Source organism: Polynucleobacter sp. AP-Jannik-300A-C4, from assembly GCF_018688335.1.
Taxonomy (GTDB): Bacteria; Pseudomonadota; Gammaproteobacteria; order Burkholderiales; family Burkholderiaceae; genus Polynucleobacter.
The window spans coordinates 73,185-89,339 of the sequence record NZ_CP061316.1; the positions used below are offsets into that span (position 1 = coordinate 73,185).

13 protein-coding genes are annotated in these 16,155 nt (G+C 46.3%); 5 read left to right on the top strand and 8 right to left on the bottom strand.

What is annotated here, in order from left to right; genetic code table 11:
• Nucleotides 1–37 precede the first annotated feature (37 nt).
• Both hemB and yihA read right to left on the bottom strand, forming a co-directional pair.
• The gene (gene hemB, locus FD975_RS00450) at nucleotides 38–1,057 is read right to left on the bottom strand and encodes a porphobilinogen synthase (protein ID WP_371743381.1); all 1,020 of its coding nucleotides are present in this window, start codon (nucleotides 1,055–1,057) and stop codon (nucleotides 38–40) included.
• Complete coding sequence (yihA, locus tag FD975_RS00455) at nucleotides 1,041–1,706, bottom strand: ribosome biogenesis GTP-binding protein YihA/YsxC (protein WP_215302352.1); 666 nt, start codon at nucleotides 1,704–1,706, stop codon at nucleotides 1,041–1,043. Before yihA ends, hemB begins: the two co-directional genes overlap by 17 nt.
• A gap of 114 nt (nucleotides 1,707–1,820) precedes the next feature.
• Here yihA and FD975_RS00460 point away from each other — a divergent pair, with 114 nt between their 5' ends.
• Nucleotides 1,821–2,555, top strand: a complete 735-nt coding sequence (locus FD975_RS00460; protein WP_215302353.1) for a cytochrome c — start codon at nucleotides 1,821–1,823, stop codon at nucleotides 2,553–2,555.
• A gap of 92 nt (nucleotides 2,556–2,647) precedes the next feature.
• Here the strand turns inward: FD975_RS00460 and lysA are convergent, their stop codons facing one another.
• On the bottom strand, nucleotides 2,648–3,946 hold the full coding sequence (gene lysA, locus FD975_RS00465; protein ID WP_215302354.1) for a diaminopimelate decarboxylase: 1,299 nt from the start codon (nucleotides 3,944–3,946) through the stop codon (nucleotides 2,648–2,650).
• Nucleotides 3,943–4,134 carry a lipoprotein gene (locus tag FD975_RS10510; protein ID WP_215302355.1) on the bottom strand — a complete coding sequence of 64 codons (192 nt, stop codon included), beginning with the start codon at nucleotides 4,132–4,134 and terminating at the stop codon, nucleotides 3,943–3,945. Before FD975_RS10510 ends, lysA begins: the two co-directional genes overlap by 4 nt.
• 2 nt (nucleotides 4,135–4,136) lie before the next feature.
• Between FD975_RS10510 and cyaY the strand changes: the two genes are divergently transcribed.
• Entirely contained in the window at nucleotides 4,137–4,565 is a 429-nt protein-coding gene (gene cyaY / locus FD975_RS00475) for an iron donor protein CyaY (protein WP_371743382.1), read from the top strand.
• A gap of 19 nt (nucleotides 4,566–4,584) precedes the next feature.
• Here the strand turns inward: cyaY and aroB are convergent, their stop codons facing one another.
• The 4 genes from aroB to FD975_RS00495 are packed head-to-tail and all read right to left on the bottom strand — an operon-like array spanning nucleotide 4,585 to nucleotide 8,011.
• Nucleotides 4,585–5,667, bottom strand: a complete 1,083-nt coding sequence (gene aroB, locus FD975_RS00480) for a 3-dehydroquinate synthase (protein ID WP_215302356.1) — start codon at nucleotides 5,665–5,667, stop codon at nucleotides 4,585–4,587.
• An 8-nt stretch (nucleotides 5,668–5,675) separates the two neighbouring features.
• Complete coding sequence (locus FD975_RS00485; protein ID WP_215302357.1) at nucleotides 5,676–6,200, bottom strand: shikimate kinase; 525 nt, start codon at nucleotides 6,198–6,200, stop codon at nucleotides 5,676–5,678.
• A gap of 12 nt (nucleotides 6,201–6,212) precedes the next feature.
• Nucleotides 6,213–7,325: a secretin and TonB N-terminal domain-containing protein gene (locus FD975_RS00490; RefSeq protein WP_251371202.1), complete on the bottom strand. Its 1,113-nt coding sequence runs from the start codon at nucleotides 7,323–7,325 to the stop codon at nucleotides 6,213–6,215.
• A gap of 5 nt (nucleotides 7,326–7,330) precedes the next feature.
• Entirely contained in the window at nucleotides 7,331–8,011 is a 681-nt protein-coding gene (locus tag FD975_RS00495; protein ID WP_215302358.1) for a hypothetical protein, read from the bottom strand.
• A gap of 140 nt (nucleotides 8,012–8,151) precedes the next feature.
• Between FD975_RS00495 and FD975_RS00500 the strand changes: the two genes are divergently transcribed.
• The 3 genes from FD975_RS00500 (at nucleotide 8,152) to FD975_RS00510 (ending at nucleotide 16,145) form a co-directional block, all read left to right on the top strand.
• On the top strand, nucleotides 8,152–10,488 hold the full coding sequence (locus tag FD975_RS00500; protein ID WP_215302359.1) for a penicillin-binding protein 1A: 2,337 nt from the start codon (nucleotides 8,152–8,154) through the stop codon (nucleotides 10,486–10,488).
• Between the two features lie 12 nt (nucleotides 10,489–10,500).
• Nucleotides 10,501–11,205 carry a transposase gene (locus FD975_RS00505; protein WP_215302360.1) on the top strand — a complete coding sequence of 235 codons (705 nt, stop codon included), beginning with the start codon at nucleotides 10,501–10,503 and terminating at the stop codon, nucleotides 11,203–11,205.
• A gap of 194 nt (nucleotides 11,206–11,399) precedes the next feature.
• The gene (locus FD975_RS00510) at nucleotides 11,400–16,145 is read left to right on the top strand and encodes a glutamate synthase-related protein (RefSeq protein WP_215302361.1); all 4,746 of its coding nucleotides are present in this window, start codon (nucleotides 11,400–11,402) and stop codon (nucleotides 16,143–16,145) included.
• Nucleotides 16,146–16,155: the final 10 nt, after the last annotated feature.

The following is a 16,155-nucleotide window of genomic DNA, read 5'->3' on the forward strand; positions in this document are numbered from 1 at the left end:
TGAATAAGTAAAACTTATTCAGTCTTCATCATCAAATTTATTTACTTGCTTTGAGAAGACGCGCAGCCTCAAGCGCGAAGTACGTCAAGATGCCATCTGCACCAGCACGTTTAAATGCGAGCAAGGACTCCATCATGACGGCATCATGATCAAGCCAGCCGTTTTGTGCAGCGGCTTTGAGCATGGCGTATTCACCGCTCACTTGATATGCGTAGGTTGGGTAATTAAATTCATCACGAACTCTGCGTACGATATCTAAGTAAGGCATACCAGGCTTGACCATCACCATATCAGCACCTTCGCTGATATCGAGTGCAACCTCCCGCAAAGCCTCATCAGTATTGGCGCAATCCATTTGATAGGTTTTTTTATCGGCTTTACCTAAATTTTTTGCCGAGCCTACTGCGTCCCGAAATGGACCATAAAAAGCCGAAGCGTATTTGGCTGAGTAAGCCATGATGCGAGTGTGAATGAGTTTATTTTGCTCTAGTGCTTCACGAATTTTTCCGATGCGGCCATCCATCATGTCTGATGGTGCCACGATATCAACACCAGCTTGAGCTTGAGCAATCGCTTGTTGGACCAAGATTGCCGTAGTCTCGTCATTCAGAATACGACCTTGCTCATCTAAGACACCATCTTGACCGTGGCTTGTGTAAGGGTCAAGTGCGACATCGGTCATGATGCCCAAATTGGGGAAGCGTTTCTTGAGCTCACGCACTGCGTTTGGAATTAATCCATTGGGATTAAAAGCTTCTTTGCCATCAGGCGTTTTTAGAGATGCATCAATCACTGGAAAGAGTGCCATCACAGGAATGCCTAATGAAACGCATTCTTCGGCAACGCTAAAAAGTAAATCGAGAGATACGCGATTAACTCCCGGCATGGAGCTAACAGCTTCTGATTTACCTTGGCCTTCAAGTAGGAACACTGGGTAGATCAAGTCATTGGCCGAAACGCTGTTCTCTTGCATCAGGCGACGCGACCAATCATCGTGACGCATGCGACGTGGGCGGTGCGCCGGAAAGTTCAACAAAGAGTTAGCTTGTGATTTCATCTTCTTGAGTCTCTGCTTCAAATAACCATTTAATAACTGTATTGTCGGCCTCTTCAAGGCCAATTCGCTTGGTGCTTGAGAATAATTGTGCCGTAAGTCGTTTTGAGTCGCCCGTTCCATCTGGAAGGGCAGGATCATATTGCTGTAATCGTTTACGTACCGCCTCTAAGGCATGCTTGCATTCGCTTTTATTAAGCTTGTCACACTTACTGAGCAAAATATGAATTGGTTTGCCGGTTGGTACAAACCATTGAATCATTTGCTCGTCTAAATCGGTGATTCCGCGTCTGGAGTCGACGATGAGAATCATCCCGACCAGTTGCTCGCGCTCCTGCAAATAATCGCTTAGAAGGCTATTCCAGTGGTATTTGGTCTCATGATTAACGGCGGCATAGCCGTATCCTGGTAAATCCACCAAATAGGCTAATAGGTCATCCTTAGCAAAAAGCCCAAAATAGTTAATGTGTTGCGTACGCCCCGGCGTCTTACTGGCAAAAGCAAGCCGTTTTTGGTTACAAAGTACATTAATTGCACTAGATTTACCCGCATTTGAGCGCCCAGCAAAGGCCACCTCCCGGAGTGGAGTGGCAGGCAGGCAATGGGTGTCATTGACTGTGGTCGCGAATCGGGCTTGAAAGAGTTTAGACATGTCCAGAAGCTATTGTAAAATCACGCAAAATCATGAAATATCTCATGGTGTTGGGTAAAAGGTTGTAAAAGTAGGGCCCAAACACTTTTAGGAATTTTTGCCAAGGTAAACATAATGCGTCAAACCTCTCAAATCTCCAAATTAACTAGCGTCAGCGCTAGCCTAGCCGCTGGCTTAGTTCTGGCAATGACCAGCTTCTCCGGCGTAGTTAATGCTGCAGATGCTGCCACTGCGGCTGCCCCAATGGCGGAAGCTGCTGCTAAGCCGGTAGTTCCTGGTAAGCCAAAAGTCGATCCAGCAGCTGGCGAAGCGCTTTACTCTAACGGTGATGCTAGCCGTGGCGTGACAGCCTGCTTGACTTGCCATGGCCCTAAAGGCCAGAGTGCAACAGCAACTTGGCCTAAGTTGTCTGCTCAGCATGCCGCTTACACTACCAAGCAGTTAAAGAACTTTAAGGATGGCACACGCGCCAATCCAGTCATGATGGGAATGGTTGCCACCTTGACTGAGCAAGATATGAACAATATTTCTGCTTATTTGGCTAAACAGCCAGTATCCCAGGGTGTTGCGCAAAATAAAGACACGATTGAATTGGGTCAAAGTATCTATCGTGGTGGCATCGCCGCTAAGGGCGTTCCAGCATGTGCAGCCTGCCATAGCCCAACTGGCGCCGGTATTCCAGCGCAGTATCCACGTATGGGTGGCCAATGGGCTGAGTACAACGCAGCTCAGTTGCTAGCATTCCGCGAAGGTACTCGTAAGAATAGTACGCAGATGACTACGATTGCTACTAAGCTTTCTGATCAAGAAATGAAGGCTGTTGCTGATTACATGGCAGGCTTGCATTAATTGAGCATTCAGTAAAAACAAAAACCCCGCGATTGCAGCGGGGTTTTTTATTGCCTAGAAATTTACCAGGCCCAATAAATTATTAATTAAATTTAGTTTGGCAAGATAGTTTCGCTAGCAAAAAGATCAGCAACATTTTCGCGCGCACGAATAAGGTATGCATTTTTTCCATCAACCATAATTTCTGCAGGCTTAGGTCTGGTGTTGTAATTTGATGCCATAACAAAGCCATACGCGCCTGCTGAAAGAATAGCCAATAGATCACCTTCTTCAACAGCAAGCTCACGATCTCTTCCAAGCCAGTCACCAGATTCGCATACGGGTCCAACGATGTCATAAGTAGAGCTTGCAACCTGTTTAGTTTGCACTGGAACAATGCCGTGATACGCCTCGTAGAGAGCGGGGCGCATTAACTCTGTCATTGCTGCATCCACAATGCAAAAGTTTTTCTCAGCACCGGGCTTGAGGTACTCCACTTGAGTCAAGAGTACGCCGGCATTGCCTACCAAGGACCTGCCAGGCTCCAAGACTACATCGAGATGAGCAAAGCCACGCTCTGCAACGCGATTGAGTAAGGTGTTGGTGAACTCAGTAATGTCGGGTGGGTTGTCGTCGCCGTAAGAGATGCCAAGACCGCCGCCTAAATCAAGATGATGAATCTCAATACCTTCTTTTTTCAATTGGGTTACTAACTCAAGAACCTTATCAAGCGCATCAAGGTAGGGCGCGGTTGTAGTGATTTGGGAGCCAATATGGCAGTCAATACCGACCACATCAATTTGTGAAAGCAAAGCAGCTTCACGATAAGTTTTTAGAACCTCGTGATAGGCGATACCAAATTTATTTCCTTTTAATCCAGTAGAAATATAAGGATGAGTTTGAGCATCTACATCGGGATTTACGCGTAAAGAAATTGGGGCGCGGCAATTCAACTTAGTGGCAACACGATTAATTTGGTGGAGCTCTGCAATCGATTCCACATTGATGCATTTAACACCAGCCTCTAATGCCTGTGCAATTTCGGAGGCAGATTTGCCAACACCTGCAAATACCAAACTCTTTGGATCTGCGCCTACTGCAAGGGCACGAGCTAACTCACCGCCACTCACTAGGTCAAATCCAGAGCCTAATTTTTTAAAGCAATCAATCACTGCAAGATTGCTATTAGCCTTCATTGCATAGTGGACACGAGCACGTCTTTTGCCAGAGGAATCTAGGCACGCTTTGTCATAAGCTTGATACGCTTGGGTTAAAGCCTTCCTGCTATAGATATACAGGGGTGTGCCGAACTCTTTTGCCAAATCTGACAAAGGAATTTCTTCTGCATACCAAGTGCCATTGCGTTCTGTAAATCCAGCTAAGTCGGGGAGTGGAATCGCTTTACTTGTCATTGCTTGGCCGATGATGGGTTAGTAGCAGCAGGGCTTTGAGGTGGATAGAGCTTGCCTTTGGGCTCTGGTTCAGAGGGTGGGCTAGGTGCTGGTGGTACATTTGGCAAATATAAAGGCCCTCTAACCCCACATCCAACAAGGGATATTAGAAGGCTAATGCCGAGAGTTCTTTTAAGAATCGCTATCATGAATGTCTCTAAAACGAATGATTGAATATAGCATGCAGGACTCTAATATGAAGCCGGGTAATTTGACTGTAGAAACCATTGACGATAAGCAGTTCCATCAATTGGGCAGTAATTTGTTGCAGTCAATTGAAGCGGCATTAGAGGCCGCAGATGATGAATTGGACCTCGATCTCGATGTTGAGCGCCAAGGTGGAAATGTCATCAATATTCGATTTAGGGATCGCAGTGTGATTGTGGTTAATACCCAACCCCCTTTACATGAAATTTGGGTAGCGGCTAAATCTGGCGGTTATCACTATCGCTGGGCTGGTTCTGTAGCTTCACCGCGGTGGTTGGATACCAAAACTGGGCGCGAGCTATTGAGTGACTTATCAGAGTTTGCTAGCGCTCAAGCTGGTCAGGCGATCACTATTGGACTTCTCCGGAAATAAGCGGCGATAGCCCGGAAAATTAAACCGCCCCAGTTGCTGTGAGTGTCTCGATAACTTGAGCATCGGGAACGCTCTTAATTTGAGCTTTGCCAATCTTTTCTAAGACAACGTATCGAATCTGACCGCCCTCAGTCTTTTTATCTACTTGCATTAATTCCATATAACGTTGCGCACCAAACTTAGGGGGCGCTATCGGTAGATTCATAGATTGAATGATGCGAGTAAGGCGATTGACCTCATCTTGAGTGATGAAGTTCAGGCGTCGTGAGAGGTCTGCTCCCATGACCATGCCACAGCCAACGGCTTCACCATGCAACCACTCGCCATAACCCATGCCGGCCTCAATCGCATGACCAAAGGTGTGTCCAAAATTGAGAGTAGCTCGAATACCATCTTCTCTCTCATCTGCTGAAACAACCGCGGATTTAATTTCACAAGAACGTAACACCGCATGCGCCATTGCCGCGGTATCGCATGCCAATAAAGATTTTGCATTTGCTTCAATCCAGCTTAAGAACTCCGCATCCGCAATAGCGCCATGCTTGACTACTTCAGCTAGGCCCGCAGATAGCTCACGGGCAGGTAATGTCTTCAATGTATTGAGGTCGGCAATGACTGCTGCAGGCTGGTGAAACGCCCCAATCATATTTTTCCCAAGTGGATGGTTAATGCCTGTCTTGCCGCCGACAGAGGAGTCCACCTGAGCTAGTAAGGTTGTTGGCACTTGAACGAAGCGGATGCCTCGCATAAAGCTAGCAGCAGCAAATCCAGTCATATCACCAATGACACCGCCACCTAAAGCAACCAACATGGTTTGACGATCAGCGCCAAACTTCAGAAGGTCATCAAAAATTAACTGAAGATTTTTCCAGTCCTTATAAGACTCTCCATCAGGCAAGACAATGGTCCTGACTGGCTTGCCGAGTTTCTCTAAGGTCTTGGTTAGACGTTCTGCATATAAAGGGGCTACCGTAGTATTGGTAACGATATAAATCGATGTCGCCTTTTCGCAGGCGCTAAATAATTCTGGCTGATCTATTAAATTTGTACCAATATGAATGGGGTAGCTACGATTGCCTAGATCAACTTCTAATGTTTTCATGGGTAAATTTATGCGGAGAGTTCGAGTTGCATGATAAGAGTGTTGACTAGTTGATTGACGCTGGGCTTTCCAGTTTCAATGACATAGTCAGCGATTTCGCGATACAGGGGATCACGAATAGCGTATAGGTTTTCTAAAATCTTTTTTGCATCACCATTTTTAAGAAGTGGCCTACCTTCGCCACCTTTAGTCCGATGCCATAGCTCCATCGGATTGGCGTGCAGATAAATTACTGTTCCTCTTTCGCTGAGGAATTGACGATTCTCTGGCAGGAGGACGGCGCCGCCACCGGTTGCCAAAATGACATCATGTTCAGCTGTAATGTCTTTAATGGCCTGAGCCTCGCGTTTGCGAAATCCATCTTCACCTTCCATTTCAAAAATGACCGGAATTTTGACTCCACAACGATCTTCAATCACATGGTCAGCATCTAAAAAGCGGCGACCTAATTTCTTGGCCAGCAATTTACCAACAGTCGACTTCCCGGCGCCCATAAGGCCAATTAGGAAGATATTGTTTGATGAAGAGTTCACCCCTCGATTTTATTAGTGTTTGTCGAGCACAGTGGGGGTTAAGAAGACTAATAGTTCGGTTTTATCTGCTAATTTAGATTTATGGCGAAATAAATGCCCAATCAAAGGAATATCTCCGAGAAGTGGAACCTTGACCTCGTCATCGCGTTCGGTGGTTTGAAAAATGCCCCCAATGATGGCCGTGCCCCCATTTTCAACGGTGACTTCAGAACTGAGGTTTTTAGTGTCAATGGCATAACCCTGCTCGGTTTTCATGCCAATAGTGTCCTTATTAATACCGACCAGCATGGAGATCTTTCCGTCTGGATGAATTTTCGGCAAGACCTCTAGGCGTAAGTTCGCCTTACGAAACTGCAATTTGCCCCCACTTTGAGAGCTCACTTGATAGGGAAGCTCGGTTCCTTGCTCAATTGTGGCTTTAACTTGGTCGCCAGTCATGATCCGGGGGTTAGACAAAATCTTGCCTTGACCATCGGATTCCAGGGCTGAGAGCTCCATTTGCAGCAGGCGGGCTGCATTCTTGGAAACCAAAGTTGCAGCCAAGGTGGCCGGGTTAAAGCCAGCTAAACCAGTCCCTCCTAGATCGAGATTGGCGTTGGCATTTTGGTCTGGGTGACCACCAATACCATTCGCTTGATACCCCAACTTCACTCCAAGTTCGCGGGCAAAGCGCTGATCAGCCTCAACAATGCGAGCTTCTATGAGAATTTGCCGAGGGCTGTTAATGTGATCGCCTCCAAAAGGTAGGGCGGCGTCTTCCCGTCGATACTTTTGGAAACTTTGAATTTCTGCATGAGGGCCAATCCAGTAAATATCTCCATTTCGAACGAGTCTCAAGCCTCGACTTGCAAGAATGGAATGGAGAGCGGTTTGCCAAGGGGTGTCCTTAAGATCAACTGAAATCTTGCCCTGAATGGATTCGCTGAGGAGAAAGTTGGTATCCCCCATTTTGGCTAAAACCTGCAATAGCTCGGTCAATTCAATTTGGCTAAATTGCAGGCTAATGCGACTATCTTTGCGGTACACCGATGAGTTTGCTTCGGGGTGGCTTCCGAGGGCTGGATTCAAATAAAAAGCCATCAATAAGAGTAGAAAGTTGGCGAGGGTTTTTAATGGGATTTTCAATAGGGTCACTCTGATTGGGTCGACTTAAAAGTGATGGATTTCCCTTTCGGGTGAGTCAAAACAGCTAGCTCTTTTTCGGCTTGGGTTAGGCGCCATTCCCCCAGAGTTGCCTCCCCCTTGATCACCATTTTTGTGGAATTGCCGGTATGGAAAAAGGCTTGTTCTGCTGTCCCCATACGGGTGATGCCTAAATATCGCCAGCGACGAAGATCGGCCTCATACGGAATCACTGCAGGTTTACTTTGAGAGCTCTGGGTTGGCTGTTGTATATCAATTGAGTGAATGCTTACTTCTATTTCTTCTATTGCCTGGTATAGATCTTCTTTCTCAGATGCCCATTCGGTTTGTGAGAATTCAAATTCTTCTTTGAGTGCCAATAGTTGGTTTTCTAGGGTTCTTATCTCAAGTTCGTTCCCAGATTGATTGCCATCAAAATAAAAAAAGAGGCATCCCCCGCAGAGCAATAGGAGGCTGCCAACGATCCAAGGTGAACCGAAAGTCAGGCCCTTTAGTTCAAAGGATTTAGCAGAAAAAGCAGGCTTGGGAGTTTTGTTTTGGGGTGTTGTATCGACTCTGGGATGGGAGGATGATTTGCGAATGCCATGGGGGTCTGGAATGGCAGGGTCGTCTCCGAGCTCACTCAGAATATCGTCAAAAGATTGGGGGGAAATATGGCGTGGAGGCATGCCATATTGTTTGCCCTGAGAATAGTAAAAACGATCTGTATAAGCAGAATTAGCTGTCAGAAAAATCTGCTAAAAAATATTTAAAACAAGGGTTTTGGAGCTTTCAGGGAAAATGCGTAAGCACCCTATAATTTGACTCTATGGCTCTACCCCCAAAAGACAAGCCGCCCTTAAATGGGCGGTTCAACCGACAGCCTGATAGACGCCCTGGTCAGCCAAGAGCGGAGGGCTTCTCGAAGAGAAAATCTGGAAGTAATCCCCTGATTAAGGCCTTACTAATTATCACTATGCTCTTTGCGGTGGTGGTCACATTGCTACTGGGATACGCCTTCTTAATTGCGAAGCCGAATTTGCCGAAAATTTCCGCTTTAGTTGATTACAACCCAAAAACACCATTACGTATCTATACAGCTGACAAAGTCTTAATAGGTGAGTTTGGAGAGGAGCGCCGAAAGGTAATTCCTTTGAGCGAAATACCAATGACCATGCGTAATGCGGTCTTGGCTATTGAGGATGATCGTTTCTACTCTCATGGTGGCGTCGATTACGTGGGCATCTTAAGGGCTGCGCTCACCAATTTACGCGGTAATCTTTCGCAGGGTGCGTCAACCATCACGATGCAGGTTGCCCGGAATTTTTTTCTGAGTAACGAAAAAACCTTTAGTCGTAAGATTTATGAAGTTCTCCTCTCTTGGGAAATTGAGTCTCAATTAAGCAAAGATAAGATTCTTGAGATTTATATGAATCAGATTTTTTTGGGGCAAAGGGCGTATGGATTTTCTAGCGCAGCCCAGATTTATTTTGGGAAAGAATTAAGGGACATCACGATTGCTGAATCTGCGATGTTGGCAGGTTTGCCAAAAGCACCATCGGCATACAACCCAGTAAGCAATTTTCGTCGCGCAAAAATTCGACAGGAATATATTTTGCAGCGTATGCGGGATTTGTCATACATCACTCCCGAGCAGTATCAAGTTGCCATGGCAGAAGAGTTGCATATTCGGGGCTTGGGAAATGAGTTTAGTACTCGCGCCGATTTTGCTTCAGAGATGGTGCGTCAATTATTGTTTAGTCAATACGGCGAGGCAATTTATTCCCAAGGGATTGATGTATACACCACGCTCTTGAAGGCAGATCAAGATGCTGCATATAGAGCGGTGCGTCGCGGTATTTTTGAATATGATTTGCGCCATGCTTATCGTGGTCCAGAAGGTTTCATTGATTTACCGGAAGATGCGACGAAGCGTCAGCGTGCAATTGACGAGGCTTTGTTAGCTTATCCCCAGTTAGATGATTTGCAGTCTGGGGTAGTGCTTGATGTCAAGCCAAAAGAAATGCAGGTCATGATTGCTACTGGGGATGTGATCACCTTAAAGGGTGAGAGCATGAAACTAGCTACTGCTTCCTTAACTGATAGTACTCAACCAAAAAAACGTTTACGCCCTGGTGCCATTATTAGATTGATATCCGATGGGGGTATTTGGAAGTTGGCACAACTCCCTCAGGTTGAGGCCGCCTTTATTTCTATGAATGCTGATACGGGCGCGATCCTCTCATTAGTGGGGGGGTTTGATTTCCGCCGTAATCAGTTTAATCATGTGACTCAGGCCCAACGCCAGCCAGGCTCCTCATTTAAGCCGTTTATTTATGCTGCCGCAATCGAGAAAGGTTTTTCTCCAAGCACCATGGTGAACGATGCGCCATTATCGATTGGCAGTATGGAAACAGGTAGCCAAGCCTGGGAGCCAAAAAACTATGATGGTAAGTATGAGGGCATGATGCGTTTGCGTATTGCTTTGGCTAAATCAAAAAACTTGGTTTCTGTTCGCCTAATCCGCGCCATTGGCCCCTCCTATGCGCAAGAATATATTCAGCGCTTTGGGTTTGAGGCAGAAAAGCATCCTCCTTACCTAACGATGGCATTAGGCGCAGGCACCGTGGCCCCTTTGCAAATGGCATCCGCATATAGTGTGTTTGCTAACGGCGGCTATCGTGTAGACCCATACTTAATTAATAAGATGACGGATTCAAAGGGTACAGTTTTATTTGAAGCTAAACCTACTCACGCACACGAGGATGCGACTCGTGTATTGGATGCGCGCACAGCCTTTGTGATAGATAGTATGTTGCAAGAGGTCACGAAGACTGGAACCGCCGCAAGTGCAAGAGCGAAATTGGGTCGCTCTGACATTGCCGGTAAAACGGGTACTACTAATGAGTCCCACGATGCTTGGTTTGCGGGATATAACCCGCAGGTAGTTGCAATTGCTTGGATTGGTTTTGATAAGCCGGCAAGCTTAGGTGATCGTGAAACTGGTGGCGGTCTTGCTCTGCCTATGTGGATCTCTTATATGAGCACCGCGTTAAAAGATCAGCCACAACAAGCGCGTGAAGTGCCGGCAGGTGTGACTCAAGTTGATGGTGATTGGTTTATCCCCGAGTTCTCTAATAATGGCGGTGTGCGCGAACTGCAGTAGTTCGTTTTAGCAATGGCAAGGCAAGCGCGTACCATTATTCCTGGCCAAGCAATGCATGTCATGGTTCGTGGCAATAATCGGGAAACACTTTTCTTTAATGATTCTGATCGCCGCACCTATTTAGATTGGCTGCGAGAGGCAGCAAAACAATTTGGTAGTGCAGTGCATGCATTCGCTTTGATGCCAAACCATGTGCATCTCTTAATGACTCCCCAAAATGAAGATTCGCTTGCGAAGACGATGCAATCTCTAGGTAGGCGTTATGCCCAGTATTTCAATCAACAGCACCACCGTTCTGGAACAATTTGGGAGGGGCGTTATCGTTCTTCGCTAATAGACCCTGATTATTTTCTGCGTTGCCAGCGTTATATTGAGCTCAATCCCGTAAGGGCTGGCTTTGAATCGAACCCTCAAGATTCAACTTGGACTAGTTTTGCCTCCCACATTGGTGGTAATGCTGAGCCTTGGTTGGTTGATCACCAGCACTTTTGGAAGCTGGGTAATACCCCGTTTGAGCGACAAATGACATGGGCAGGGTTTGTTAAGGAAGGCGCACCTCACTGGGAAGATCGCGAAATTACTGAGGCATTAGTGAGATCCAAGCCTTGGGTCAGCGATATCTATGCAAAGAGCGTATTCAAAGATAATCCCGATCAAGTACTAATCCGACATCGTGGACGTCCAAAAAAATTAATACCAATAAATTCAATGACTTAAGTAATACTTAAGGTCTTTAGTATTTTACTGCTTGGCCATAAAGTTCTGACTCTGTCCCCTTTATATAAATGAATTTTACTTATTGCCTAATTTAAATGGGACAGACTCATTTTATTTCTATTGCATCAACATGGGTATTCCCCTATATTTGATTCTCCAAAAGTAATCAGGCCCCCAGGGCAAACGGAAATACCATGACTACACAAATGAACACAGACCTTCGTCCAATCGCGCAGGGTCTTTACGATCCACAAAATGAGCATGATGCTTGCGGCGTAGGATTCGTTGCCCACATTAAAGGCAAGAAGTCACATGAGATTGTTACTCAGGGATTGAAAATTCTTGAGAACTTGGATCACCGGGGAGCCGTAGGTGCGGACCCTCTAATGGGTGATGGCGCAGGAATATTGATTCAGGTTCCCGATACTTTGTATCGCGAAGAAATGGCAAAGCATGGCGTTGAGTTGCCACCGTTCGGTGAGTACGGTGTCGGCATGATTTTCTTACCTAAGGAACATGCTTCTCGTTTAGCTTGTGAGCAAGAATTAGAGCGCACTGTACGTTTAGAAGGTCAAGTCGTATTGGGTTGGAGAGATGTACCCATCGATGTGAAATTGCCCATGTCTCCAACCGTTCAAATGACAGAGCCATTTATCCGTCAAATTTTTATTGGGCGCGGACGTGACATCATGACAACGGATGCCCTGGAGCGTAAGTTGTATGTCATCCGCAAAACTGCAAGCCATGCTATTCAAGATTTACATTTAAAGCATGGCAAAGAATATTTTGTTGCATCGATGTCCGCTCGTACCATTGTTTATAAAGGTTTGTTGTTAGCAAACCAAGTGGGTGCGTACTATAAAGACTTACAAGATCCACGTACCGTATCTGCATTAGCTTTAGTGCATCAGCGCTTCTCAACCAATACTTTCCCAGCTTGGGAGTTAGCTCACCCATACCGCATGATTGCGCACAACGGTGAGATCAATACCGTTAAAGGTAACGTCAACTGGGTGAACGCGCGAGAAGGTGCGATCAGCTCCCCAGTGTTGGGTGATGACCTCAAAAAATTATGGCCACTCATTTATCCAGGTCAATCTGACACAGCGTGTTTTGATAACTGCTTAGAGTTATTAGTGATGTCCGGTTATCCATTAGCACAAGCCATGATGATGATGATTCCAGAGGCATGGGAACAACATTCATTGATGGATGAAAACCGCCGCGCCTTCTATGAATATCATGCAGCAATGATGGAGCCATGGGATGGTCCAGCCGCTATGGCATTTACAGATGGCCGTCAGATTGGTGCGACCTTAGATCGCAATGGTTTGCGTCCAGCGCGTTATTACGTTACAGATGATGATTTAGTCATCATGGGTTCTGAGGCTGGCGTATTGCCAATTCCAGAGAGCAAGGTTGTTCAAAAATGGCGCTTGCAACCAGGCAAGATGTTCATGATTGATATGGAGCAGGGCCGCATTATTGACGACGTTGAATTGAAAGATGCCGTCTCTAAAGCCAAGCCATATAAGAGTTGGATTGACGCGGTGCGCGTGAAGCTCGATGAAGTTGATGCAAGCAAAGCTGACTTGGTGGATGAAAAGAACACTATTCGCCCAGCTGCAAAATTATTAGATCGCCAGCAAGCTTTTGGTTACACCCAAGAAGACATCAAGTATCTCATGGCGCCTATGGCCATGAATGGCGAAGAGGCAATTGGGTCGATGGGTAACGATAGCCCATTAGCTGTGCTCTCTAACAAGAACAAGCCACTCTATAACTACTTTAAGCAATTGTTTGCGCAGGTGACCAATCCTCCGATTGACTCTATTCGTGAAAACATGGTGATGTCTTTAGTGTCTTTCATTGGACCTAAGCCGAATTTGTTGGACACCAACAATATCAATCCACCAATGCGCTTGGAAGTAAGTCAACCGATTTTAGATTTTGACGACATGACCAAAATTCGTCACATCGGTCACTACACCAACGGTAAGTTCCGCTCATATGAGTTAGATATTTGCTACCCAGCTTCTTGGGGCAAAGCTGGTATTGAAGCTCGCTTAGCATCTTTGTGTGCCGAAGCAGCTGATGCGGTTCGCTCTGGTTACAACATTTTGATCGTGAGCGACCGTCAGGTTGATGAACAGCATGTGGCTATTCCTGCATTGCTGGCAACTTCAGCGATTCATCAGCATTTAGTGGAAAAAGGTTTACGTACTAGCGTTGGCCTCGTTGTTGAGACGGGTAGCGCGAGAGAGACGCATCATTTTGCCCTCCTAGCTGGTTATGGCGCTGAAGCAGTTCACCCTTACTTAGCGATGGAAACTTTGGCTGAAATGGCTAAAGGTTTGTCTGGCGATCTTTCAGCAGAAAAAGCTGTGAAGAATTTTGTCAAAGCGGTTGGTAAGGGCTTGCAAAAAGTGATGTCCAAAATGGGTATCTCTACTTACATGTCTTACACCGGCTCACAGATTTTTGAAGCCATCGGTCTTAACAAGGAAGTGATTGACCATTACTTCAAAGGTACCCCATCTAACGTAGGTGGTATTGGCGTATTTGAAGTAGCTGAAGAAGCATTGCGTATGCACCAGTCCGCATTTGGCAATGATCCAGTCTTAACTAATATGCTTGATGCTGGTGGGGAGTATGCATTCCGTATTCGTGGTGAGAACCATATGTGGACTCCAGATACGATTGCGAAGTTACAGCACTCGACTCGTATTGGTATCGACAAGGGTTATCAGACTTATAAAGAGTATGCCAACATCATCAATGACCAAACCAAGCGTCAGATGACGTTGCGTGGCTTGTTTGAGTTCAAGATTGATCCAGCCAAAGCAATTCCATTGGATGAAGTTGAGTCTGCAAAAGAAATCGTCAAGCGTTTTGCAACGGGCGCGATGTCCTTAGGCTCTATTTCTACTGAAGCGCATGCTACTTTGGCAATTGCTATGAATCGTATTGGCGGTAAGTCCAATACTGGTGAGGGTGGTGAAGATCCAAATCGTTATGTCAATGAGCTTAAAGGTATTCCTATTAAGAAGGGTGAAACCTTAGCCAGTATTTTGGGTGATGATGTAGTTGAAGCAAACATTCCTTTGCTCGATGGTGATTCATTGCGCTCCAGAATTAAGCAGGTTGCCTCAGGCCGTTTTGGTGTTACTACTGAATATTTGCGTTCTGCTGATCAGATTCAGATCAAGATGGCCCAAGGTGCCAAGCCTGGAGAAGGTGGTCAATTGCCGGGCGGTAAAGTTTCTGATTACATCGGCAAATTGCGTTTCTCTGTGCCAGGCGTTGGTTTAATTTCTCCTCCTCCACACCACGATATTTACTCGATTGAAGATATTGCGCAGTTGATTCACGATCTGAAGAACGTTAACCCAGCTGCTGATGTATCTGTGAAGTTGGTTTCTGAAGTTGGTGTCGGTACGATTGCTGCCGGTGTTGCTAAAGCGAAAGCAGATCACGTCGTGATCGCTGGACATGACGGCGGTACAGGCGCATCTCCACTATCCTCTATTAAGCATGCTGGTTCCCCATGGGAATTAGGTTTAGCTGAGACGCAACAAACATTGGTACTTAATGGCTTACGTAGCCGCATTCGCGTGCAGGCTGACGGTCAAATGAAAACTGGCCGTGACGTCGTGATTGGTGCTCTATTGGGCGCAGATGAGTTTGGTTTTGCAACGGCACCATTGGTTGTTGAGGGTTGCATCATGATGCGCAAGTGTCATTTGAATACCTGCCCAGTGGGCGTTGCAACACAAGACCCTGAGTTGCGTAAGAAGTTCTCTGGTAAGCCAGAGCACGTTGTGAATTTCTTCTTCTTTATTGCAGAGGAAGTGCGCGAGATCATGGCGCAACTCGGTATTCGTAAGTTTGATGATTTGATTGGTCGCGTTGATTTCTTGGATACGCGCAAAGGTATTGAAAACTGGAAAGTGCATGGCTTGGATTTCAGCAAGATTTTTGCTGAGCCTAATGTTGCTAAAGATTCTCCTCGTTATCAAATCTTGACTCAGGATCATGGTTTAGACAGCGCCTTAGATAACGTGCTTATCGAGAAGAGTGAGCCAGCCCTGCAACGTGGTGAGAAAGTTTCTTTCATTGTTCCAGTGAAGAACGTGAACCGTACTGTTGGCGCAATGCTCTCCGGAGAAATCGCTCAGCGTTATGGCCATGCTGGTTTGCCGGATGACACGATTCATATTCAATTGAATGGCACTGCTGGTCAAAGTTTCGCTGCCTTCTTGGCGCGCGGCATCACCTTGGACTTGGTTGGTGATGGTAATGACTATGTTGGTAAGGGCTTATCTGGTGGACGTGTGATTGTGCGTGCCCCACATGAGTTCCGTGGTGATACAGCAAAAAATATCATTGTTGGAAATACTGTTCTCTACGGTGCCATTAGCGGTGAAGCATTCTTCAATGGTGTGGCTGGTGAGCGTTTTGCAGTTCGTAACTCTGGTGCCACAACGGTAGTTGAAGGAACCGGCGACCACGGTTGCGAATACATGACTGGCGGTACTGTTGTGGTCTTGGGTGCAACTGGGCGTAATTTTGCAGCGGGTATGAGCGGCGGTATTGCTTATGTTTATGATGAAGATGGCCTCTTTGACAAGCGTTGCAATACCAGTATGGCGACTTTGGAAAAAGTATTGCCTTCAGCTGAACAGATTGCCAAGATGCCTCAGTCAGAGTGGCATGCCCCTGTTGACGTGAAGGACGGTGGCGAGCGTATGACTGATGAGCAAATTCTGAAGGGCTTGATCGAGCGTCACTTCCGCCACACCGGTTCAGAGCGTGCAAAAGCACTCTTAGCTGATTGGGAAAATGCTCGCGGTCGTTTTGTGAAAGTGCTGCCTACTGAGTACAAGCGTGCTTTAGGTGAGTTGTGGGAAAAAGCGCAAAACAAAACTGTTGCAGCTTAATCAATATAGA

Coding starts and splice junctions, on each gene's coding strand:
- FD975_RS00510 (WP_215302361.1), top strand. CDS start 11,400: ATGACTACACAAATGAACACAGACCTTCGTCCAATCGCGCAGGGTCTT.
- aroB (WP_215302356.1), bottom strand. CDS start 5,667: ATGAAAACATTAGAAGTTGATCTAGGCAATCGTAGCTACCCCATTCAT.
- yihA (WP_215302352.1), bottom strand. CDS start 1,706: ATGTCTAAACTCTTTCAAGCCCGATTCGCGACCACAGTCAATGACACC.
- lysA (WP_215302354.1), bottom strand. CDS start 3,946: ATGACAAGTAAAGCGATTCCACTCCCCGACTTAGCTGGATTTACAGAA.
- FD975_RS00505 (WP_215302360.1), top strand. CDS start 10,501: ATGGCAAGGCAAGCGCGTACCATTATTCCTGGCCAAGCAATGCATGTC.
- FD975_RS10510 (WP_215302355.1), bottom strand. CDS start 4,134: ATGATAGCGATTCTTAAAAGAACTCTCGGCATTAGCCTTCTAATATCC.
- cyaY (WP_371743382.1), top strand. CDS start 4,137: ATGTCTCTAAAACGAATGATTGAATATAGCATGCAGGACTCTAATATG.
- FD975_RS00460 (WP_215302353.1), top strand. CDS start 1,821: ATGCGTCAAACCTCTCAAATCTCCAAATTAACTAGCGTCAGCGCTAGC.
- FD975_RS00500 (WP_215302359.1), top strand. CDS start 8,152: ATGGCTCTACCCCCAAAAGACAAGCCGCCCTTAAATGGGCGGTTCAAC.
- hemB (WP_371743381.1), bottom strand. CDS start 1,057: ATGAAATCACAAGCTAACTCTTTGTTGAACTTTCCGGCGCACCGCCCA.
- FD975_RS00495 (WP_215302358.1), bottom strand. CDS start 8,011: ATGCCTCCACGCCATATTTCCCCCCAATCTTTTGACGATATTCTGAGT.